The 15,863-nt window shown below is 70.9% G+C and carries 14 protein-coding genes; 13 read left to right on the top strand and 1 reads right to left on the bottom strand.

Annotated elements, in window-relative coordinates; translation table 11 throughout:
- Position 1 precedes the first annotated feature (1 nt).
- A complete protein-coding gene (gene ligD / locus KZ810_RS04820) occupies positions 2-2,437 on the top strand; it encodes a DNA ligase D (protein ID WP_219767881.1) in 2,436 nt (811 codons plus the stop codon).
- A 16-nt stretch (positions 2,438-2,453) separates the two neighbouring features.
- Here the strand turns inward: ligD and KZ810_RS04815 are convergent, their stop codons facing one another.
- Positions 2,454-4,529 carry a S9 family peptidase gene (locus KZ810_RS04815; protein ID WP_258044451.1) on the bottom strand — a complete coding sequence of 692 codons (2,076 nt, stop codon included), beginning with the start codon at positions 4,527-4,529 and terminating at the stop codon, positions 2,454-2,456.
- 154 nt (positions 4,530-4,683) lie between these two features.
- On the opposite strand from KZ810_RS04815, the gene KZ810_RS04810 reads away from it, so the two are divergent.
- The 12 genes from KZ810_RS04810 (at position 4,684) to KZ810_RS04755 (ending at position 15,851) form a co-directional block, all read left to right on the top strand.
- On the top strand, positions 4,684-5,157 hold the full coding sequence (locus KZ810_RS04810; RefSeq protein WP_219767879.1) for a DUF6456 domain-containing protein: 474 nt from the start codon (positions 4,684-4,686) through the stop codon (positions 5,155-5,157).
- A 100-nt stretch (positions 5,158-5,257) separates the two neighbouring features.
- On the top strand, positions 5,258-6,205 hold the full coding sequence (dapF, locus tag KZ810_RS04805) for a diaminopimelate epimerase (RefSeq protein WP_219767878.1): 948 nt from the start codon (positions 5,258-5,260) through the stop codon (positions 6,203-6,205).
- A gap of 102 nt (positions 6,206-6,307) precedes the next feature.
- On the top strand, positions 6,308-6,877 hold the full coding sequence (locus tag KZ810_RS04800; protein ID WP_258044450.1) for a phosphatase PAP2 family protein: 570 nt from the start codon (positions 6,308-6,310) through the stop codon (positions 6,875-6,877).
- 117 nt (positions 6,878-6,994) lie between these two features.
- On the top strand, positions 6,995-7,162 hold the full coding sequence (locus tag KZ810_RS04795) for a hypothetical protein (protein WP_219767877.1): 168 nt from the start codon (positions 6,995-6,997) through the stop codon (positions 7,160-7,162).
- 78 nt (positions 7,163-7,240) lie between these two features.
- A complete protein-coding gene (locus tag KZ810_RS04790) occupies positions 7,241-7,855 on the top strand; it encodes an RNA polymerase sigma factor (RefSeq protein ID WP_258044449.1) in 615 nt (204 codons plus the stop codon).
- Positions 7,852-8,802 carry a FecR family protein gene (locus KZ810_RS04785; protein ID WP_219767876.1) on the top strand — a complete coding sequence of 317 codons (951 nt, stop codon included), beginning with the start codon at positions 7,852-7,854 and terminating at the stop codon, positions 8,800-8,802. Before KZ810_RS04790 ends, KZ810_RS04785 begins: the two co-directional genes overlap by 4 nt.
- The gene (locus KZ810_RS04780; protein WP_219767875.1) at positions 8,747-11,089 is read left to right on the top strand and encodes a TonB-dependent receptor; all 2,343 of its coding nucleotides are present in this window, start codon (positions 8,747-8,749) and stop codon (positions 11,087-11,089) included. The genes KZ810_RS04785 and KZ810_RS04780 overlap by 56 nt, the downstream gene beginning before the upstream one ends.
- A gap of 69 nt (positions 11,090-11,158) precedes the next feature.
- Positions 11,159-11,695 carry a thermostable hemolysin gene (locus tag KZ810_RS04775; protein ID WP_219767874.1) on the top strand — a complete coding sequence of 179 codons (537 nt, stop codon included), beginning with the start codon at positions 11,159-11,161 and terminating at the stop codon, positions 11,693-11,695.
- Positions 11,692-13,782, top strand: a complete 2,091-nt coding sequence (locus tag KZ810_RS04770) for an AMP-binding protein (RefSeq protein WP_219767873.1) — start codon at positions 11,692-11,694, stop codon at positions 13,780-13,782. Before KZ810_RS04775 ends, KZ810_RS04770 begins: the two co-directional genes overlap by 4 nt.
- On the top strand, positions 13,769-14,524 hold the full coding sequence (locus tag KZ810_RS04765) for an SDR family NAD(P)-dependent oxidoreductase (protein WP_219767872.1): 756 nt from the start codon (positions 13,769-13,771) through the stop codon (positions 14,522-14,524). Before KZ810_RS04770 ends, KZ810_RS04765 begins: the two co-directional genes overlap by 14 nt.
- 35 nt (positions 14,525-14,559) lie before the next feature.
- Positions 14,560-15,237, top strand: a complete 678-nt coding sequence (locus KZ810_RS04760; protein ID WP_258044448.1) for a tetratricopeptide repeat protein — start codon at positions 14,560-14,562, stop codon at positions 15,235-15,237.
- Positions 15,234-15,851, top strand: a complete 618-nt coding sequence (locus KZ810_RS04755; RefSeq protein WP_219767871.1) for a class I SAM-dependent methyltransferase — start codon at positions 15,234-15,236, stop codon at positions 15,849-15,851. The genes KZ810_RS04760 and KZ810_RS04755 overlap by 4 nt, the downstream gene beginning before the upstream one ends.
- Positions 15,852-15,863 lie beyond the last annotated feature (12 nt).

Below are 15,863 nucleotides of genomic sequence, written 5' to 3'. Positions count from 1 at the left end.
GATGGCTGCTGCCGACCCCCTCGCCCGCTACAATGCCAAGCGCGATTTCACGCGCACCGCAGAACCCGCAGGGACGCTCGCGAGCGGTCACGGCAACAGCTTCGTGGTGCAGAAGCACGACGCGACGCGGCTGCACTGGGACTTCCGATTGGAAGTCGACGGCGTGCTGAAAAGCTGGGCGGTGACGCGCGGCCCCAGCCTCGACCCCGACGAGAAAAGGCTCGCGGTCAGGACGGAGGATCATCCGCTCGATTACGGCACGTTCGAGGGGACGATCCCCGCGGGCGAATATGGCGGCGGCACCGTGATGCTGTGGGACCGCGGCACCTGGTCGCCGATCAAGGGCAAGAGCGCGAAGGATCTGGAGGCGGGGCACCTCCATTTCGTGCTGGAGGGCGAACGGATGCGCGGCGAGTGGCTGCTGATCCGCTTGAGGCCGCGCGCGAAGGAGAAGCGCGAGAACTGGCTGCTGCGCAAGATCGGTGACGCTGAGGCCGGGGGCACCGACACGCTGGTCGAGACCGCGTTGACGAGCGTCGCGACCGGGCGGACGATGCAGCAGATCGCCGAGGGCAAGGCGGCGAAAAAGGCGAAGCCCACGCGCAACAGAGTTCCATCGAAGAAGGCGAGCAGGTCCGCCACCCTCCCCGCCTTCACCGAACCGCAGCTTTGCACGCTGGTCGACACGGTGCCGATCGGCCCGGCATGGCTGCACGAAGTGAAGTATGACGGCTACCGTGCGATCGTCGCGGTTGCGAGTGGCAGGGCAAAGGTGTTCACCCGCAACGGGCTCGACTGGAGCGACAAGTTCCCCGGCATCGCCGATGCCGTGGCGGCGCTCGACGTTACGTCCGCGCTGATCGACGGCGAGATCGTCGCGTTCAAGGACGGACGGCCGGATTTCTCGACGCTCAAGGACGCGATTTCGTCGGGCGGCGACATGACGATGTTCGCGTTCGACCTGTTGTCGCTCGACGGCGCCGATCTGAGGGCGCTGCCCACGGTCGAGCGGAAGGCGCGGCTTAGATCGATCATCGGCGACGATGCGCGGCTGCAATATGCCGAGCACGTCGTCGGCAGCGGCGAGCAATTGCTCGAGAAGATGTGTGCCGAGGGGCTGGAAGGGGTGGTGTCGAAACGCGCCGACGCGCGCTACCGCGCCGGGCGGTCGTCCGACTGGCGCAAGATCAAGTGCACGCGGCGGCAGGAATTCGTGATCGTCGGCTGGTTGCCGTCGGACAAGAAGCGCGGGTTCAAGTCGCTGCTGCTCGGCGTGCACGAGGACGGCACGCTGCGCTACGCCGGCAAGGTCGGCACCGGCTTTACGCAAGCACTGATGAACGAATTGCGCGAGAAACTCGACAAGCGCGCGCGCAAGACCGCGCCGGTCGATGCGCCGCGCGCGATGGTGCGCGGCGCGCACTGGGTCCGCGCCGACCTGGTCGCCGAGATCGCCTTTACCGAAACGACGCCCGACGGCCTCTTGCGCCACCCGAGCTTCGTGGGGCTGCGCGGCGACAAGCCCGCGCGCGAGGTGGTGCTGGAACAGCCCCACACCGTTTCCGACGCGGCCGCGACGACGATCACGATTACCAACCGCGACCGCGTGATCGACCCCGACGCGCACGTGACGAAGGGCGACCTGGCCGACTATTATGCCGCGATCGCCGCGGTGATGTTGCCGTGGAGCGGGCACCGCCCGATCAGCCTGGTGCGCTGCCCGCAGGGACGCGCGAAGCAATGCTTTTTCCAGAAACACGACGCGGGCTCGTTCGGCGACGCGGTGCACAAGGTCGCCATTTCCGAGAAGAACGGCGGCAGCGAGGAATATCTGTGGGTCGATGATGCCGCCGGGCTGCTGACCTGCGTGCAGATGGGAACGATCGAATTCCACGGCTGGGGATCGCGCGTCGACGCGCTCGAACGACCCGACCGGATGATCTTCGACCTAGATCCCGACGAGGGGCTAGACTTCGGCGACACGAAGAAGGCGGCCGAGTTCGTGCGCGACCAGCTCGGCGAGATCGGCCTCGCCAGCTTTCCGCTCCTGTCGGGTGGCAAGGGCATCCACGTCGTCGTTCCGCTGACGCCGGGCGCCGAATGGCCCGCGGTACGCGACTTTGCGGAGCGTTTCGCCAAGGCGCTGGCGCAAGGCCACCCCGACCGTTTCGTCGCCACCATGAGCAAGGCGAAACGCAAGGGGCGCATCTTCATCGACTATCTGCGCAACCAGCGCGGGTCGACCGCGATCATGCCCTATTCCGCGCGCGCGCGCGCCGAGGCGCCGGTCGCGGCACCGGTGACGTGGAGCGAGCTGCGCGACCTCGACACCGCCGCGAACTGGCACGTCGGCGACGCCGCCGACCTGATCGCGCGCGCCAATTCGCCGGCGCTGTCGGGATGGGGCGTCGCCGATCAGATGCTGCCCGACCTGTAAGACCGGGCGGCTCGCATCACTGCGCGGGCGTCGCCTGCGCGGGTGCGCCCGCGCCGCGATAACGGTCGAACCAGGCGAGGATCGCCGACGCCTTCGCCGCAGACTGGCTCGGCCGCGCGGTGAAGCCGCCGTGGCTCGCACCCGGCACCTTGACCAGCGCGGTCGGCACGCCGCGGATCTGGAGCGCGGCGTAATATTGCTCCGCCTCCGACACCGGGGTGCGGTAATCCTCGCTGCCGACCACCACCAGCGTCGGCGTTTTTACGTTGCCGACGAGGCTCAAGGGCGAGTGGCGCCAGTAATCCATCGGATCCTCCCACGGCAGTTTGTTGAACCAGTAGCGCGAGGTGAACAGCGTCGCGTCCATCGTCAGTGCCTCGCTGATCCAGTTGATGACGGGCTTCTGCGTCGCCGCGGCCTTGAAGCGGTTGTTCTTGCCGACGATCCACGCGGTCAGCACGCCACCGCCCGACCCGCCGGTGACGAACAGATTGTCCGGATCGGCGGTGCCGTCGGCGATCGCGGCGTCGACCGCGGCCATCAGGTCGTCGTAATCGGCGCTGGGGTAGTTCTTGTCGATCAGGTTGGCGAACTCGGCGCCGTAGCTGGTCGAGCCGCGCGGGTTGGTCCACAAGACGGCGTAGCCGTCGGCGGCGTAGAGCTGCACATCGCTCGCGAAGCTCGGGCTATAGGCCGATTGCGGGCCGCCGTGGATTTCGAGGATCAGCGGCACGCGGCGGCCGGGCTGCCACCCCGGCGGGGTCGCGATCCAGGCGTCGATCGCGCGCCCATCGGGCGCGGTGACCGAGAGTTTGCGGATCGGCGCGAGCGCTTTCGCCTCCAGCATCGTCGCGTTGAGGTTCGTCAGCCGCCGCGACTTGCCGCCGGTCACGACCCAGATGTCGGCGGGCGCGCTGCCATCGCCGCCGGTGTAGGCGACGACGCCGCCGCGCGAGACCGAGAAATCGCCGCCGGTATACGGCCGGTCGAGCCCGCCGCCCTTCAGATTGTCGGCGAGCACGGTGACGCCGCCGCCTTCACCCACGCGCGCGACCTTGCGCATCCCGTCGTCGTCGTACGAGGCGTAGAGCGTGTTTCCGGCCCATTGCACGTCCTCGATCGAGCGATCGAGCGCGCGCGTCAGCGAGCGGGCGTTCGCGGCGCCGCGATCGCCGACGTAGAGCTCGCTGTTCTCGTACGCGCGCCGTTTGTCATCGAACCCCAGCCACGCGACGCGCGAACCATCGGGGGAGAAGCGCGGGGACGCATCGGGGCCGTCGCGCATCGTCAGTTGTGTCAACACGCCCGACCCTGCGTCGACTGCGTAAAGATTGCTGTCCATCACGCGGCGGTCGGCATCCTTGCCGCGGATCGCGGAGAACAGGATGCGCGATCCGTCCGCGCTCCACGACAGCGGCCCGGCATCGTCGTAGCCGCCGAAGGTCAGTTGCCGCGCTGCGCCGCCATCGGCCGCCACGACGAAGACATGGTCGCGACCCGGCTTGATATAGCCCGGACCGTCGGCGCGGTAGGTAATGCGGTCGATCACCTGGAGCGGCTCGGCCCATTTCGCACCCTCGGGCTTGTCGGGCGCGCGGCCCAGTTTCGTCCCCTCCCCCATGACGGTCGCGGTGAAGGCGAGCCGGCGGCCATCGGGCGACCAGGCGAGCGCGCCGGGATCGCCCGGCAGCGCGGTGATCCGCGCGCTGCTGCCGCTCGCCAGCCAGCGGACGAACAACTGGCTGTTGTCGCCGTCACCCGCGGCATAGGCGATGCGCGTGCCATCGGGTGACCAGCGCGGCGACGATCCGCTGGCGGCGAAGGGCGTCTGACGCCCGCTCGCGACGTCGACCAGCCATAGCGACGATTGCATCCGGTCGGTCATCACGTCGCCCGACCGGCGGACATAGACGATCGTGCGTCCGTCCGGGCTGATCTGCGGATCGCTCGCCATCTGCAACCCGAACAGATCGTTGCCGGTGAAGGCGCGATTGGCGGCATCGGCGGCGGGAACGGGCTTGTCCTGCGCGTGGAGCGGCGGGGCGAGCGCGATGAGCGCCGTGGATGCGAGGGCGGTGAGGATCGTGCGCAAGACGAACTCCGTGATCGAGAGGGCGCGAACATGCCCGAACCCGCGGGGCGTGCAAGAGGGGGAGCGGCCTCGCCCGCCGTGAACGCCGGTCGCTGTCCTACACGTCGCGTATCGTGCCATCGGCCACCGCGGATCAGATACGGGGGATGGCGATATGCGTGAATTGGTGGAGCGCACGATCGATGCGAACGGACGGCAGTGTGCCGTTCTGCCCGAAACACGCACGGGCGGGCGCAGCGTGTCGGTCAACCTGCGCGAATCCCCGCTCGCCTGGCTCCTGGCGCGCGGATTGGTGACCGCCCGTCAGGCCGAAGCCGGGGAGCGGCTGCGCGCCGATTACGAGGCCGCGGCAATCGCCCCCGCCGTCACGATGCGCTGGGCGGTGCGCGTCGATGGCGGCACCCGCGACGGATTGACGCCGGGCGAGCGGCAGGTGGCGGCGAAGCGCCGCTTCGACGCGGCGATCGACGGTGCGGGGCGCGGTTTGTCGGACATCCTGTGGCGCGTCATCTGCGCGGGCGAAGGGCTGCCCGCGGCCGAGCGCGATCTCGGCTGGCCGGCGCGCAGCGGGCGGCTGGTGCTCGGGCTCGCGCTCGATCGGCTCGCGGATCATTACGGGCTGCATTGAGGAGGCGCGTCGCGCAACCGCGGCGGGGTTGCGCCGGTTGACGGTTCGTGACGATAGGAGCCGACATGACCATCACCCTCGCCGCCGCGCGTATCCGCTGATGCTGGTGCGCTTCATCAAGTGCCACGGCTCGGGCAACGATTTCCCGCTGGTCGACGCGCGCGACTGGACGCTGTCGAATGCCGAATGGGCAAGCCTCGCGCGCGTGCTCGCCGCGCGGGGTGGGCCGGTCGGCGGCGACGGTATCCTCGCGCTCGTGCCGGGCGACGACGCGTCCGCGTTCGGGATGCGGATGTTCAACAGCGACGGGTCGGAGGCGGAGACGTGCCTGAACGGCCTGCGCTGCGTCGCGCGCGCGGGCTTCGCCGCCTTCGGGGTCGAGACGGCGACCGTGCGGCTCAAGACCTCGCACGCGCAGGTCGAGCACGTCGGGGATCTGGCGCCCGGCGTCTATACGGTGGCGGAGACCGCGGGTCCCGCCTCACTCGCCACCGCCGACTGGCCGATCCTGGGTGCGCCGGAGCGATTGATCGACGCGCCCGTGCCGTCGCTGCCCGGCACGCGCGCATACACCGCGGTGTCGATCCCCAACCCGCATTTCGTTACCTTCATCGAGCACATCGACGACGCCGAACTGGTCGCGGTCGGTGAGGCGTGCGAGGCGGCACCCGCGTGGTTGCCCAACCGCGCCAACGTCTCGTTCGTCGAACGGCGCGGGGACGACACGCTGTTCGTGCGCACGTTCGAACGCGGCGTCGGGCTGACCAGCAGTTGCGGCAGCGCGATGGCGGCGTCGACCTATGCCGCGTGCGTGACCGGGCGGATCGAGTTCGGGCGCGAGATCGCGGTGCTCAATCGCGGCGGCATGGTACGCGCACGCGCCGAGGTCGACGCGATGGTGACGCTGCACGGCAATGCGACCTGGGAATGGGAGGGGGAAGTCGACGTCGACCTGGGCGCCGAGCGCGCGGGCGACGTCCAAGTGCTGCGGCGCTTCGACGACGAGGTCGCGGCGTGGCAGGCGGTCGCGGAGAACGTCCAGCGCTAGCGTCGCTTGTCCCGGCCCCCTGCATCGCCGTCTCGACGACTTCGACACGAATGCTATGATCCACCCCGTCGTCGCGACGATCGGCGTGGACGAGCCAGGGGAATGAAGCATGGCCTCAACGGACCGCGCGGCATGACGCGGCATGCGCGCTACCTGATCGCGACGAGTGCGCTGCTGCTTCCCGCCACCGCTCAGGCGCGTGACCGCGACTGGGACCGGGCGAGCGGCATCGCGCGCGACGTGTTGGTCGCGGCGGCGCTCGGCGTGCCCGCGGTGCAGGGCGACTGGCGCGGCGATGCGATGGCGGCGGGCAGCATGGCGGCGGCGGGCGCGACGACGTTCGTCCTGAAAGAGCTGGTGCACGAACGCCGCCCCGATCGCAGCGATGATCGTAGTTTCCCGTCGGGACATACGTCGATCTCGTTCGCCGCCGCGACAACGCTCGAGAAACGCTACGGCTGGCAGGCCGGGCTGCCCGCCTATACGGTCGCGACGTTCGTCGGCGCCGCGCGCGTCGCCGCGTCGAAACATTACGTCCACGATGTTCTGGCGGGCGCGGGGATCGGTATCGCCAGCGGAGTGCTGCTGACCGCGTCACGCGACGACCGGGTTCGGCTGACGCCGTGGAGCGCGCGCGGCGGCGGCGGGGTGGACGTCGCCTTCCGTTTCTGAAGCCGACCCCCGCGTGCTGGGTGCCCCGGCCGAGAAGCAGTAGATTACTTTCGTCCGAAAAATCGAAGGTAGGGTGGGGGCCTCTCCCCGGCGTCTTGGCAGACGGGAGACTTGCCGATGCCGTACCGGGATCAACGTGATCGATCGACGCTCGACCTCAGTTGGGTCGATGACGAAGCCGTTTCAGCGTCGTTCCCGCGAGAATTCTATTATTACGCGACCTGGGGCGTGCTGCTGATCATCATGTCGGTGCTCAGCCTGCCGTTCCAGCGGCTCGACAACTGAACGCGCGCGGTCGCGGCCGGCAAACGTTGACGAATGCCGCCAGTCGCGCCTTCTTATCGGCCACCCTTGTCGCAGCGCATGACGGAGCCGATGACCCCGAACGCTGAAACCGGACTGCGTGCGCTGTACATCGAACACCGTGCCGAGCTGAAACGCTTCCTCGTCGCGCGAACGGGCAACGCAACCGAGGCGCAGGATCTGATGCAGGACGTGTGGCTGCGGATCGAGGCCGAGCGAAGCGGCCCGATCGCGAACGGCCGCGCATATCTGTTCCGTGTCGCGAACAATCTGGTGCTCGACCATGTGCGCGAGCGTGGACGACGCGCAGCGCGCGAGCGGGACTGGGCCGACGTCGCGCTCGACCAGCGCGCGGGTGAGGCCGATCTGGCCGATCCGGGGGCGGAGGTGGCGGCGATGTTGTCGCAGAATGTCACCAGGCTCGCCGCCGCGATCGCGGCGCTGCCGCCGGGTGCGGGGCGTGCGTTCCGGCTGCACAAGATCGACGGGCTGAGCCACGCCGAGATCGCCGCGCAACTGGGGATCAGCCGCAAGGGCGTGGAGAAACACATGGCAGTGGCGATGGCGCACCTGCGGCGGATGCTGAACGACGATAATGATGCCCCGGCGGCGGACGGCAACTGGGGTGATCGGCGCGGGCGGCGTCATGATCAGGTGACAGGCGACGCATCATGAACAGGCACGATGACCCCGAGATCGGCGAAGCCGCTGCCGCCTGGTTCGCCGCGCAGGACGCCGACGACATGGACTGGGACGGTTTCACGACGTGGCTGGAGGCAGACCCGCGCCACCGCGCGGCGATCGACGCGCTCGCCGCGATCGACCACGCCGTCGCCCGGCAGCGCACGGCGATCGGCGCGCTGCTGCCGCACGAGCCGCAGGCGCAAGCGCCGGAATACGGCCACCGCCGCGCCCCGAACCGCTGGCGCTGGGCGATGGGCGCGGGCGGTGCGATCGCCGCCGCGCTGGCGGTCGCGCTCGCGCTACCCGAGGCGGCGAGCGACCGGAGCTGGACGAGCGACGCTGGCGTCCGGCAGGTCGCCTTGTCGAACGGGGTCAGCGCGACGCTCGCGCCGCACAGCCGGCTGGTCGCGCGCGGCGGCGACGTGCGCGAACTCGCGCTGAATGGCAGCGCGTTCTTCGACGTGGCGCACGACCCGGCGCGGACGCTGCGCATCACCGCGGGCGCGATCGAGGTGCGCGACATCGGCACGCGGTTCGAGGTGACGGGCGCGGACGGCGACGCACGCGTCGCGGTGGCCGAGGGGCAGGTGTCGGTCGGCTCGGCCGGGCTCGACCGGCCCGTGACGCTGGCCGCGGGCCGCGCGCTCGTCGCGCACGGCGACACGGTGACGCTCGCCCCGGTCGATCGCGGCGACGTCGCGCGCTGGCGGCAGGGGCAGCTCGTCTACGACCAAGCACCGCTCTCGCTGGTGGCATCCGATGTCGCCCGCTATACGGGGCGTCCGGTAACGGTCGATCCCCGCATCGCCGATCGCCGCTTCTCGGGGGTGTTGACGATCGGTGACGGTCAGAGGTTGGCCAAGGACGTGGCGTCGATCGCAGGTGTCGCGGTTCGCAGCGATCACGCTGGCGTGCGCCTCGAACCCAGCGGCCGCTGAACCGGCCGCAGCGCGCGAGGCTGCGCGCGCGATCGACCTGCCCGCGCTGCCCCTGCCCGCCGCGCTTGCCGCGCTCGCGCGGCAGACCGGCATCTCGCTCGGCTGGCCGACCCCGTTGCCCCAAATCCCGGTCAAGCGGTTGCGCGGCCGGTTCACGCCCGACGCCGCGCTGGGTCGCCTGCTGCACGGAACGCCGTGGCGCGCGCGGATGCTGTCCCCCGGCGTGTGGCGGATCGAGCGGGCGCCAACCGTCACGCGAGGGGCGCCTCGTCTGCGGCCGATGAGTGCTCCCCCGACGTCCGTCGGCGGCGGCGACATCATCGTCACCGCGCTGAAGCGCGAGCAGCCCGCGCGTGACGTCGACGCGGCGATCGCGGTCGCGGGCGGCGCGGCGCTGACCCGGTTCGATCTCGCCCCCGATACGCAGACGATCGCGCGTCAGGTGGTCGGGCTGTCGGCGACGAACCTCGGCCCCGGTCGCGACCGGCTGTTCATCCGTGGGGTCGCGGACAGCCCGTTCGACGGGTTCGGGCAGGCGAGCGTCAGCGTGCAACTGGACGACGCGCGGCTGACCTACGACGCGCCCGACCCCGATCTGCGGCTGGTCGACATCGCGCAGGTCGAGGTGCTGAAAGGCCCGCAGGGACCGTTGTACGGCACCGGCGCCCTGGGCGGTGTGCTGCGGCTGGTGCCCAACAAGCCCGAGCTGACGACGGGCGCGGGGATGATACGGATCGGCGCCAGCGCCACCCAGCACGGCGCGCCCGCGGGCACGCTCGACGCGTGGGTCAACGTACCGTTGATCGCCGATACGCTGGCGGTGCGCGCGGTCGCCTACCGCGTCGGGCAGGGCGGCTGGATCGACACCGACGCGCGCGCGCGCGACATCAATCACGGGGTGACGAGCGGCGGGCGCGTCGCAGTGCGCGCGGCCGTCGGCGCGAACTGGACGATCGACGCGCAAGGCGTGACGCAGGCCGCGCGGATCGCCGACAGCCAGTACAGCGAGAAGCGCGACAGCCTGACCCGACGCGCGCGGCTGCCCGAGCCGCAGGACACCGACGTCGCAATCGCGCACCTCGCCGCGACGGGCCCGGTCGGCGCGATGACGGCGACCGTGTCGGCGAGCGGGACGTGGCAGGAACTGGGCGCGCGCTACGACGCGTCGAGCAAGGCCGCGGCGCTCGGCGGCACCGCCCCGGCGACCTATCGCGATCGTCGCGAGTATCGCGTGATGAACTACGAAGGGCGTCTCGCCGGCAGCGCGGGGGCGATCGACTGGCTCGCGGGGGGATCGCTGTTGTCGGCGCAGACGATCGCGACGGGTACGCTCAGCGACGGCGCGAACGCGCGCGACGTGCTGCGTTTCCGCCGCGAGATCAGCGAGGCGGCGCTGTTTAGCGAGGCGACGTGGCGTTTCGCGTCGCGGTGGCATGTAACGGGCGGCGTGCGCGCGTCGCGCTCGGCAGTCGATGACCGCCGGCGCGAACGCGGCGACCAGGCGATCGCGGACCGGACCGTCATTCGCGCGACGCCATCGCTGTCGCTGACCTGGTCCCCGGACCCGCGGCTGGTGGCGTTCGCGCGCTACGCCACCGCATTTCGCCCCGGCGGGGTCGAGAGCGGGATCGGTCCGGGCGGTGCCGCGTCGCGCTATCGCCCCGACGATCTGTCGACCTTCGACCTCGGCGTGCGCTGGCGCAGTGCCGACGATCGCCTGGGTGTGGATGTCGGGTTGTTCAGCGCGCGCTGGTCGGACGTGCAGGCCGATCTGATCGGTGCGACCGGGCTGATCTCGACCCGCAACGCGGGCGACGCGCACAATCTGGGCGGCGAGGCGACGCTGCGGTGGCGACCCGACGATCATTGGACGTGGGCGGCAGGGGTGCTGGCGCAGCGCGCGCGGCTGGAGCAGACGTCCGCGGCGGCCGCAGGTGGCGATCGCCGCCTGCCCGTCGTGCCCGACCTGAGCGGATTTGCCACCGTCGAATACGCCTTCGCCGGCGGCGAGTGGCACCACCGCGCCGCGATGCGCGCGAGCTATGTCGGGGAAAACCGCCTGAGCTTCGATCCCGGGCTCGATCGCGAGAGCGAACCGGTGCCGCTTGCCACGCTGTCGTGGACCGCGCAGCGCGGCGACTGGACGTGGCAGGCAATTGTCGACAATCTGCTCGACACGCGCGCGGACAGTTTCGCGTTCGGCAATCCCTTCACCATCGACCAGTCGGCGCAGCACACGCCGGTCCGCCCCCGCACGCTGACGGTGTCGATCGCGCGCCGCTGGTAAAATATCCGCGCGACGACTGGGGTAGGCGCGCGGGCACGGCGTCCTTGGAGCATCTGCCGAGGATGCTTCATGCACGATGCCGCGATCCAGTCGCTGATCAGATCCCGCTACGGCGCGATCCACGGCGCGACCCCGACGAGCGACTATCCCGATTACCTGTGCGTCGCGAACGATGACGCGCCGAAGGCGGTGCTGGGGCTGCGACGCGCGGGGTCCGCGACGCTGTTCCTCGAACGCTATCTCGACGCGCCGATCGAGCAGGTGCTGGGCGCGTGGCTCGCCCGCCCTGTCCCGCGGGCGCGCATCGTCGAGATCGGTTGCCACGCGTCGCAGCACTGCCACGCGACGATCGCCCTGTGGCGCGAGGCCGCCGAAACGCTGAGCGACGAGGCCGATGTCGCGGTCGCGGTGATGACCCGCCCGCTGCGCGCGATGTTCGCGCGCCTGGCACTGCCGCTGACGGTCATCGCGCCCGCGTTGCGCGACGCGGTCGACGACCCGGCGGCATGGGGCCGTTACTACGACAGCGACCCGCGCGTCTGCGCCGGGTCGATCGCCGATTGCCGCACCGCGCTCGACGCCGCACTGCCGCGGGGCCGGGCATGAGCCTGCTCCTCGACGCGATCCGGCGCCATGCCGACGACCGGCCCGACGACATCGCGATCGACGGCGCGACGCCGCTTTGCTGGCGCGATCTCGCCACGCTGGTCACGCGCACCGCGGACGAGCTGCGCGCGGGCGACGACGGGCGACCGATCGCGACGCAGCTCGACCACGGCGTCGGCGAAACGGTGCTCGAACTCGCCGCCGCCCACGCCGGGATCGCGACAATCGCGCTGCCGCCGTTCTTTCTGCCGCAACAGGCAGCAGGCGCGATCGCCTTAGCGGGCGCGGGCCGATTGATCGCGGGCGCGGTCGAGGTCGACCGGCAGTCGGGCACGCCGGCGCTTCGCCTGTCGGTGAAGCCGCTCACCCACGCGCGCGCCGCGCTGCCGGAGGGGACCGGGCGCATCACCTTCACCTCGGGGTCGACCGGCACCCCCAAAGGCGTCTGCCTCTCGTTCGCGCACATCTCCCAGGTGGCGAGCGGGGTGGTGGATCACCTCGGTGTCCACCACGCCGGGCGGCATCTCCCCCTGCTGCCGCCCGGCATCCTGCTGGAAACCGTCGCGGGCCTGTACGCGACGATCATCGCGGGCGGGACCTATGTCGCGCTGCCGCAGGCGGGCGTCGGGATGGCTGACCCGTTCCGCCCCGACGTCGCGCGGATGCTCGAGGTCATCGAGGAACAGGCGATCACGTCGCTGATCCTCGTCCCCGAACTGCTCGCCGGGCTGGTTGCGATGATGCGCGCGCGCGGCGTCCGCCTGCCGCGGCTGACGCTGGTCGCGGTCGGCGGCGCGCGCGTCTCGACCGACCTGCTCGACGCCGCCGACGCGGTCGGACTGCCGGTGCGGCAGGGGTACGGCATGACCGAGTGCGGGTCGGTGGTGACGCTGCACGACGGCGGCGCGGCGGGGCGCGGCAGCGTCGGGCACAGCATCGGCACCAACCGCATCCGGCTCGCCGCGGACGGCGAGATCATGATCGACGGCCCGGTCCACCTGGGCACGATCGGTGCGCCGCGGGCGCCCGGCCCGCTCGCGACCGGGGATATCGGGCGCATCGACGCGGCGGGGCGGCTGTGGATCGACGGGCGCAAGTCCGCGCTGATCGTGACGAGCCACGGGCGCAACGTCTCACCCGAATGGGTCGAGGGCGCGCTGACCGCGACGGGCGCGATCGCGCAGGCGATGGTGCGCGGCGACGGGCGCGCGCGCCTCGACGCGCTGATCGTCCCTGCGCGGCCCGACGCCGACGTCGCCGCCGCGGTGGCCGCGGCGAATGCGACGCTGCCCCCCTACGCGCGGGTCGAGCAGTGGCGCGTCGTGCCGCCGTTCACCCCGTCCGCCGGGCTGCTGACCGGCAACGGCCGGCTGCGCCGCGCCGCGATCGACCAAGCCTTTCCATCGGAGGACCCCATGCCGCAACCCTTCTTCGACCGGCTCGTCGCCGAGACGCGCGAGGCGCAGGCGCGTTTCGCGGTGACGCCGCAACTGATCGCCGGGCTGACCGGGCGGATCACCGTCGCCGATTACATCGCCTATCTGGCGCAGGCATACCACCACGTCCGCCACACGGTGCCGTTGATGGAGGAAGCGCGCGCGCGGCTGGGGGATCGCCCCGGTCTCGTCCACGCGCTCGACGAATATATCGAGGAAGAGACCGGGCACGAGCAGTGGATCCTCGCCGATATCGCGGCCGCGGGCGGCGACGCGGACGCGGTTGCGGCGAGCGAGCCCGCCCCCGCGACCAAGGCGATGGTCGACCACGCCTATCGCACGATCCGCGAGGGCAACCCGGCCGCGTTCTTCGGCATGGTCTATGTGCTGGAGGGGACGAGCATCGCGATGGCGAGCCAGGGTGCGGGCGCGGTGCAGCAGACACTGGGGCTGCCCGCGGGCGCGTTCCGCTACCTGACCTCGCACGGCGCGCTCGACCAGGAGCACATGGTCTTTTTCGAGCGGTTGATGAACACGATCGACGATCCCGCCGATCAACAGGCGATCATCGACATGGCGCGCGCGATCTTCGCGCTGTTCGGCGGCATGTTCGCGAGCATCGAGCTGGAGCAGCCGCGTGTCGCGGCTTGAGGGGCAGCACGTCGTCCTGACGGGCGCGGCGGGCGGGCTCGGCGGCCTGCTCGCCGAGCGGCTGCGGGCCGCGGGCGCGCGCGTGACCGGGATCGACCGGCAGAGCGCGGCGGGCTGCAACGAGGCGATCGTGTGCGACCTGTCGAGCATCGCCGCGCTGGAGGATCTGACCGACCGGCTGCGCAACCGCCGCGTCAACGTGCTCTTCAACGTCGCAGGGCTGCAGTATTTCGGGCCGATCGAGCGCCAGGGGCCGACGGGGATCGCGCTCGGCTACGCGGTCAATCTCGTCGCGCCCGCGATCCTGTCCGCAGCGCTCGTGCCGCAGATGATCGAGCGCGGCGAGGGGCAGATCGTCAACATCGGGTCAGTGATGGGCGCGGTGCCCTACCCCTATTTCACCGCTTATTCGAGCGCCAAGGCGGGGCTGAAGGGGCTGAGCCAGGCGCTGCGGCGCGAGTTGCACGGCCGCGGCGTCCAGGTGACCCACATCGCCCCGCGCGCGGTGCGCACCGGGTTCAACACCCCGCTGATCGAACGCTTCATGGCCGCATCGAGGATGAACGCCGACGCGCCCGAACAGGTCGCCGACCGGATCATGCGCGCGGTCGAGCAGCGCGCGCACGACGTGTCGATCGGGATGCCCGAGCGACTGTTCACGCAGCTGAACGCGCTGATGCCGCGCGTGGTCGACCAGGGGCTGACCAAGCAGATCGCCACCGCGCGCGCACTGTTCGCCTGATCCCCATTCCTTTCACAACGGAGCTGGACGCAATCATGGTTCGTACCCGTATCGCCACCATCGTCACCGTGCTGACCGCCGCCGCGCTCGCGTGGACCAGCGCCCCCGCGCTCGCGAGCAACGATCCCGCGATGGATCGCGCGGTCCAGCAGGTGAACGATCAATGGGCGCACATCCGCTATCAGGTCGCCGATCGCGGCGAGCAATATCGCGAGCTCGACGCGCTGGCGGCGCGCGCGGCGCAGGTGTCGGCGCGCTACCCCAATCGTGCCGAGCCGCTGTTGTGGCAGGGCATCGTCGTCAGCGAGGAAGCTGCGCGCGCCAGCGTGCTACGCCAACTGGGGCTGGCGAAACAGGCACGCACCATCCTGGAGCGCGCGCAGGCGATCGACCCGAACGTCGCCGACGGCGGCGTGAAGATGAGCCTGGGCGTGCTGTATTACCGCGTGCCCGGCTTCCCGATCGGCTTCGGCAATACCGCCAAGGCGCGCGGGCTGCTCGAGGCCGCGCTGAAGCAGGATCCGCGCGGGCTCGACAATAATTTCTTCTACGCCGATTTCCTGAAGGACGAAGGCCATCCGGCGGAAGCGCGGACCTATGTGCTGCGCGGGCTCGCCGCGCCGGTGAACGGCGCGCGCCCGGTCTGGGATGCAGGGCGCCGCGCGGAGATGCGGACGCTGCTCGCGAAGATCAACACCAAGCTGAAGGCGTGAGGGCACTCGCCACCGCGCTCGGCCGGCAATTGCGCCGCCCGCGCGGGCTGGCGGGGCAGGCGCTGGCGTGGGTGATGGCGCAGGCCAACCGGTCGGTGATCCGCCAGACGCTCGCCGCCGCCGACATCCGCCGCGACAGCGCGGTGCTCGATCTGGGATGCGGGGGCGGCGAGGCGCTCGACCGGTTGCTCGCCCTCGCCCCCGACGGGTGCGTCCACGGGCTCGACCACGCGCCGCTGATGGTCGCGCGCGCGCAGCGTCGGCACCCCCGCGCGACGGTATTGGAGGGGCGGTTCGACCGGCTTCCCTACAATGATGCCGCGTTCGACCGGGTCGTTGCGATCAACGTGGCCTATTTCTGGCACGACGCCGCGCCGGTGCTGCGCGAGCTAGCCCGCGTGCTCCGCCCCGGTGGCATGGTCGCGGTCTATTGCACCGAGGCGACCTATCTCCACCGCGCCGGGTTGATCCGCGCCGGCACGCACCGCGCGTGGAGTGCGGAGGAACTAGCCGACGCCTTCGCCGCGGTTTGCCCGCAGGCGACCGTCGCGCGCCGGGTGGCGGGCCCCGGCTTCATCGTCACGATGTCGCGCGACGTGGGCGCTAAGACCTGATCGCGATTTGCG

The organism is Sphingomonas citricola, from assembly GCF_019429535.1.
GTDB lineage: Bacteria > Pseudomonadota > Alphaproteobacteria > Sphingomonadales > Sphingomonadaceae > Sphingomonas > Sphingomonas citricola.
Note: the sequence above shows the minus strand (reverse complement) of the source record. Positions and strands in the feature narration are given on the sequence as shown.

Coding starts and splice junctions, on each gene's coding strand:
- ligD (WP_219767881.1), top strand. CDS start 2: ATGGCTGCTGCCGACCCCCTCGCCCGCTACAATGCCAAGCGCGATTTC.
- KZ810_RS04810 (WP_219767879.1), top strand. CDS start 4,684: ATGCGTGAATTGGTGGAGCGCACGATCGATGCGAACGGACGGCAGTGT.
- dapF (WP_219767878.1), top strand. CDS start 5,258: ATGCTGGTGCGCTTCATCAAGTGCCACGGCTCGGGCAACGATTTCCCG.
- KZ810_RS04800 (WP_258044450.1), top strand. CDS start 6,308: ATGAAGCATGGCCTCAACGGACCGCGCGGCATGACGCGGCATGCGCGC.
- KZ810_RS04795 (WP_219767877.1), top strand. CDS start 6,995: ATGCCGTACCGGGATCAACGTGATCGATCGACGCTCGACCTCAGTTGG.
- KZ810_RS04790 (WP_258044449.1), top strand. CDS start 7,241: ATGACGGAGCCGATGACCCCGAACGCTGAAACCGGACTGCGTGCGCTG.
- KZ810_RS04785 (WP_219767876.1), top strand. CDS start 7,852: ATGAACAGGCACGATGACCCCGAGATCGGCGAAGCCGCTGCCGCCTGG.
- KZ810_RS04775 (WP_219767874.1), top strand. CDS start 11,159: ATGCACGATGCCGCGATCCAGTCGCTGATCAGATCCCGCTACGGCGCG.
- KZ810_RS04770 (WP_219767873.1), top strand. CDS start 11,692: ATGAGCCTGCTCCTCGACGCGATCCGGCGCCATGCCGACGACCGGCCC.
- KZ810_RS04760 (WP_258044448.1), top strand. CDS start 14,560: ATGGTTCGTACCCGTATCGCCACCATCGTCACCGTGCTGACCGCCGCC.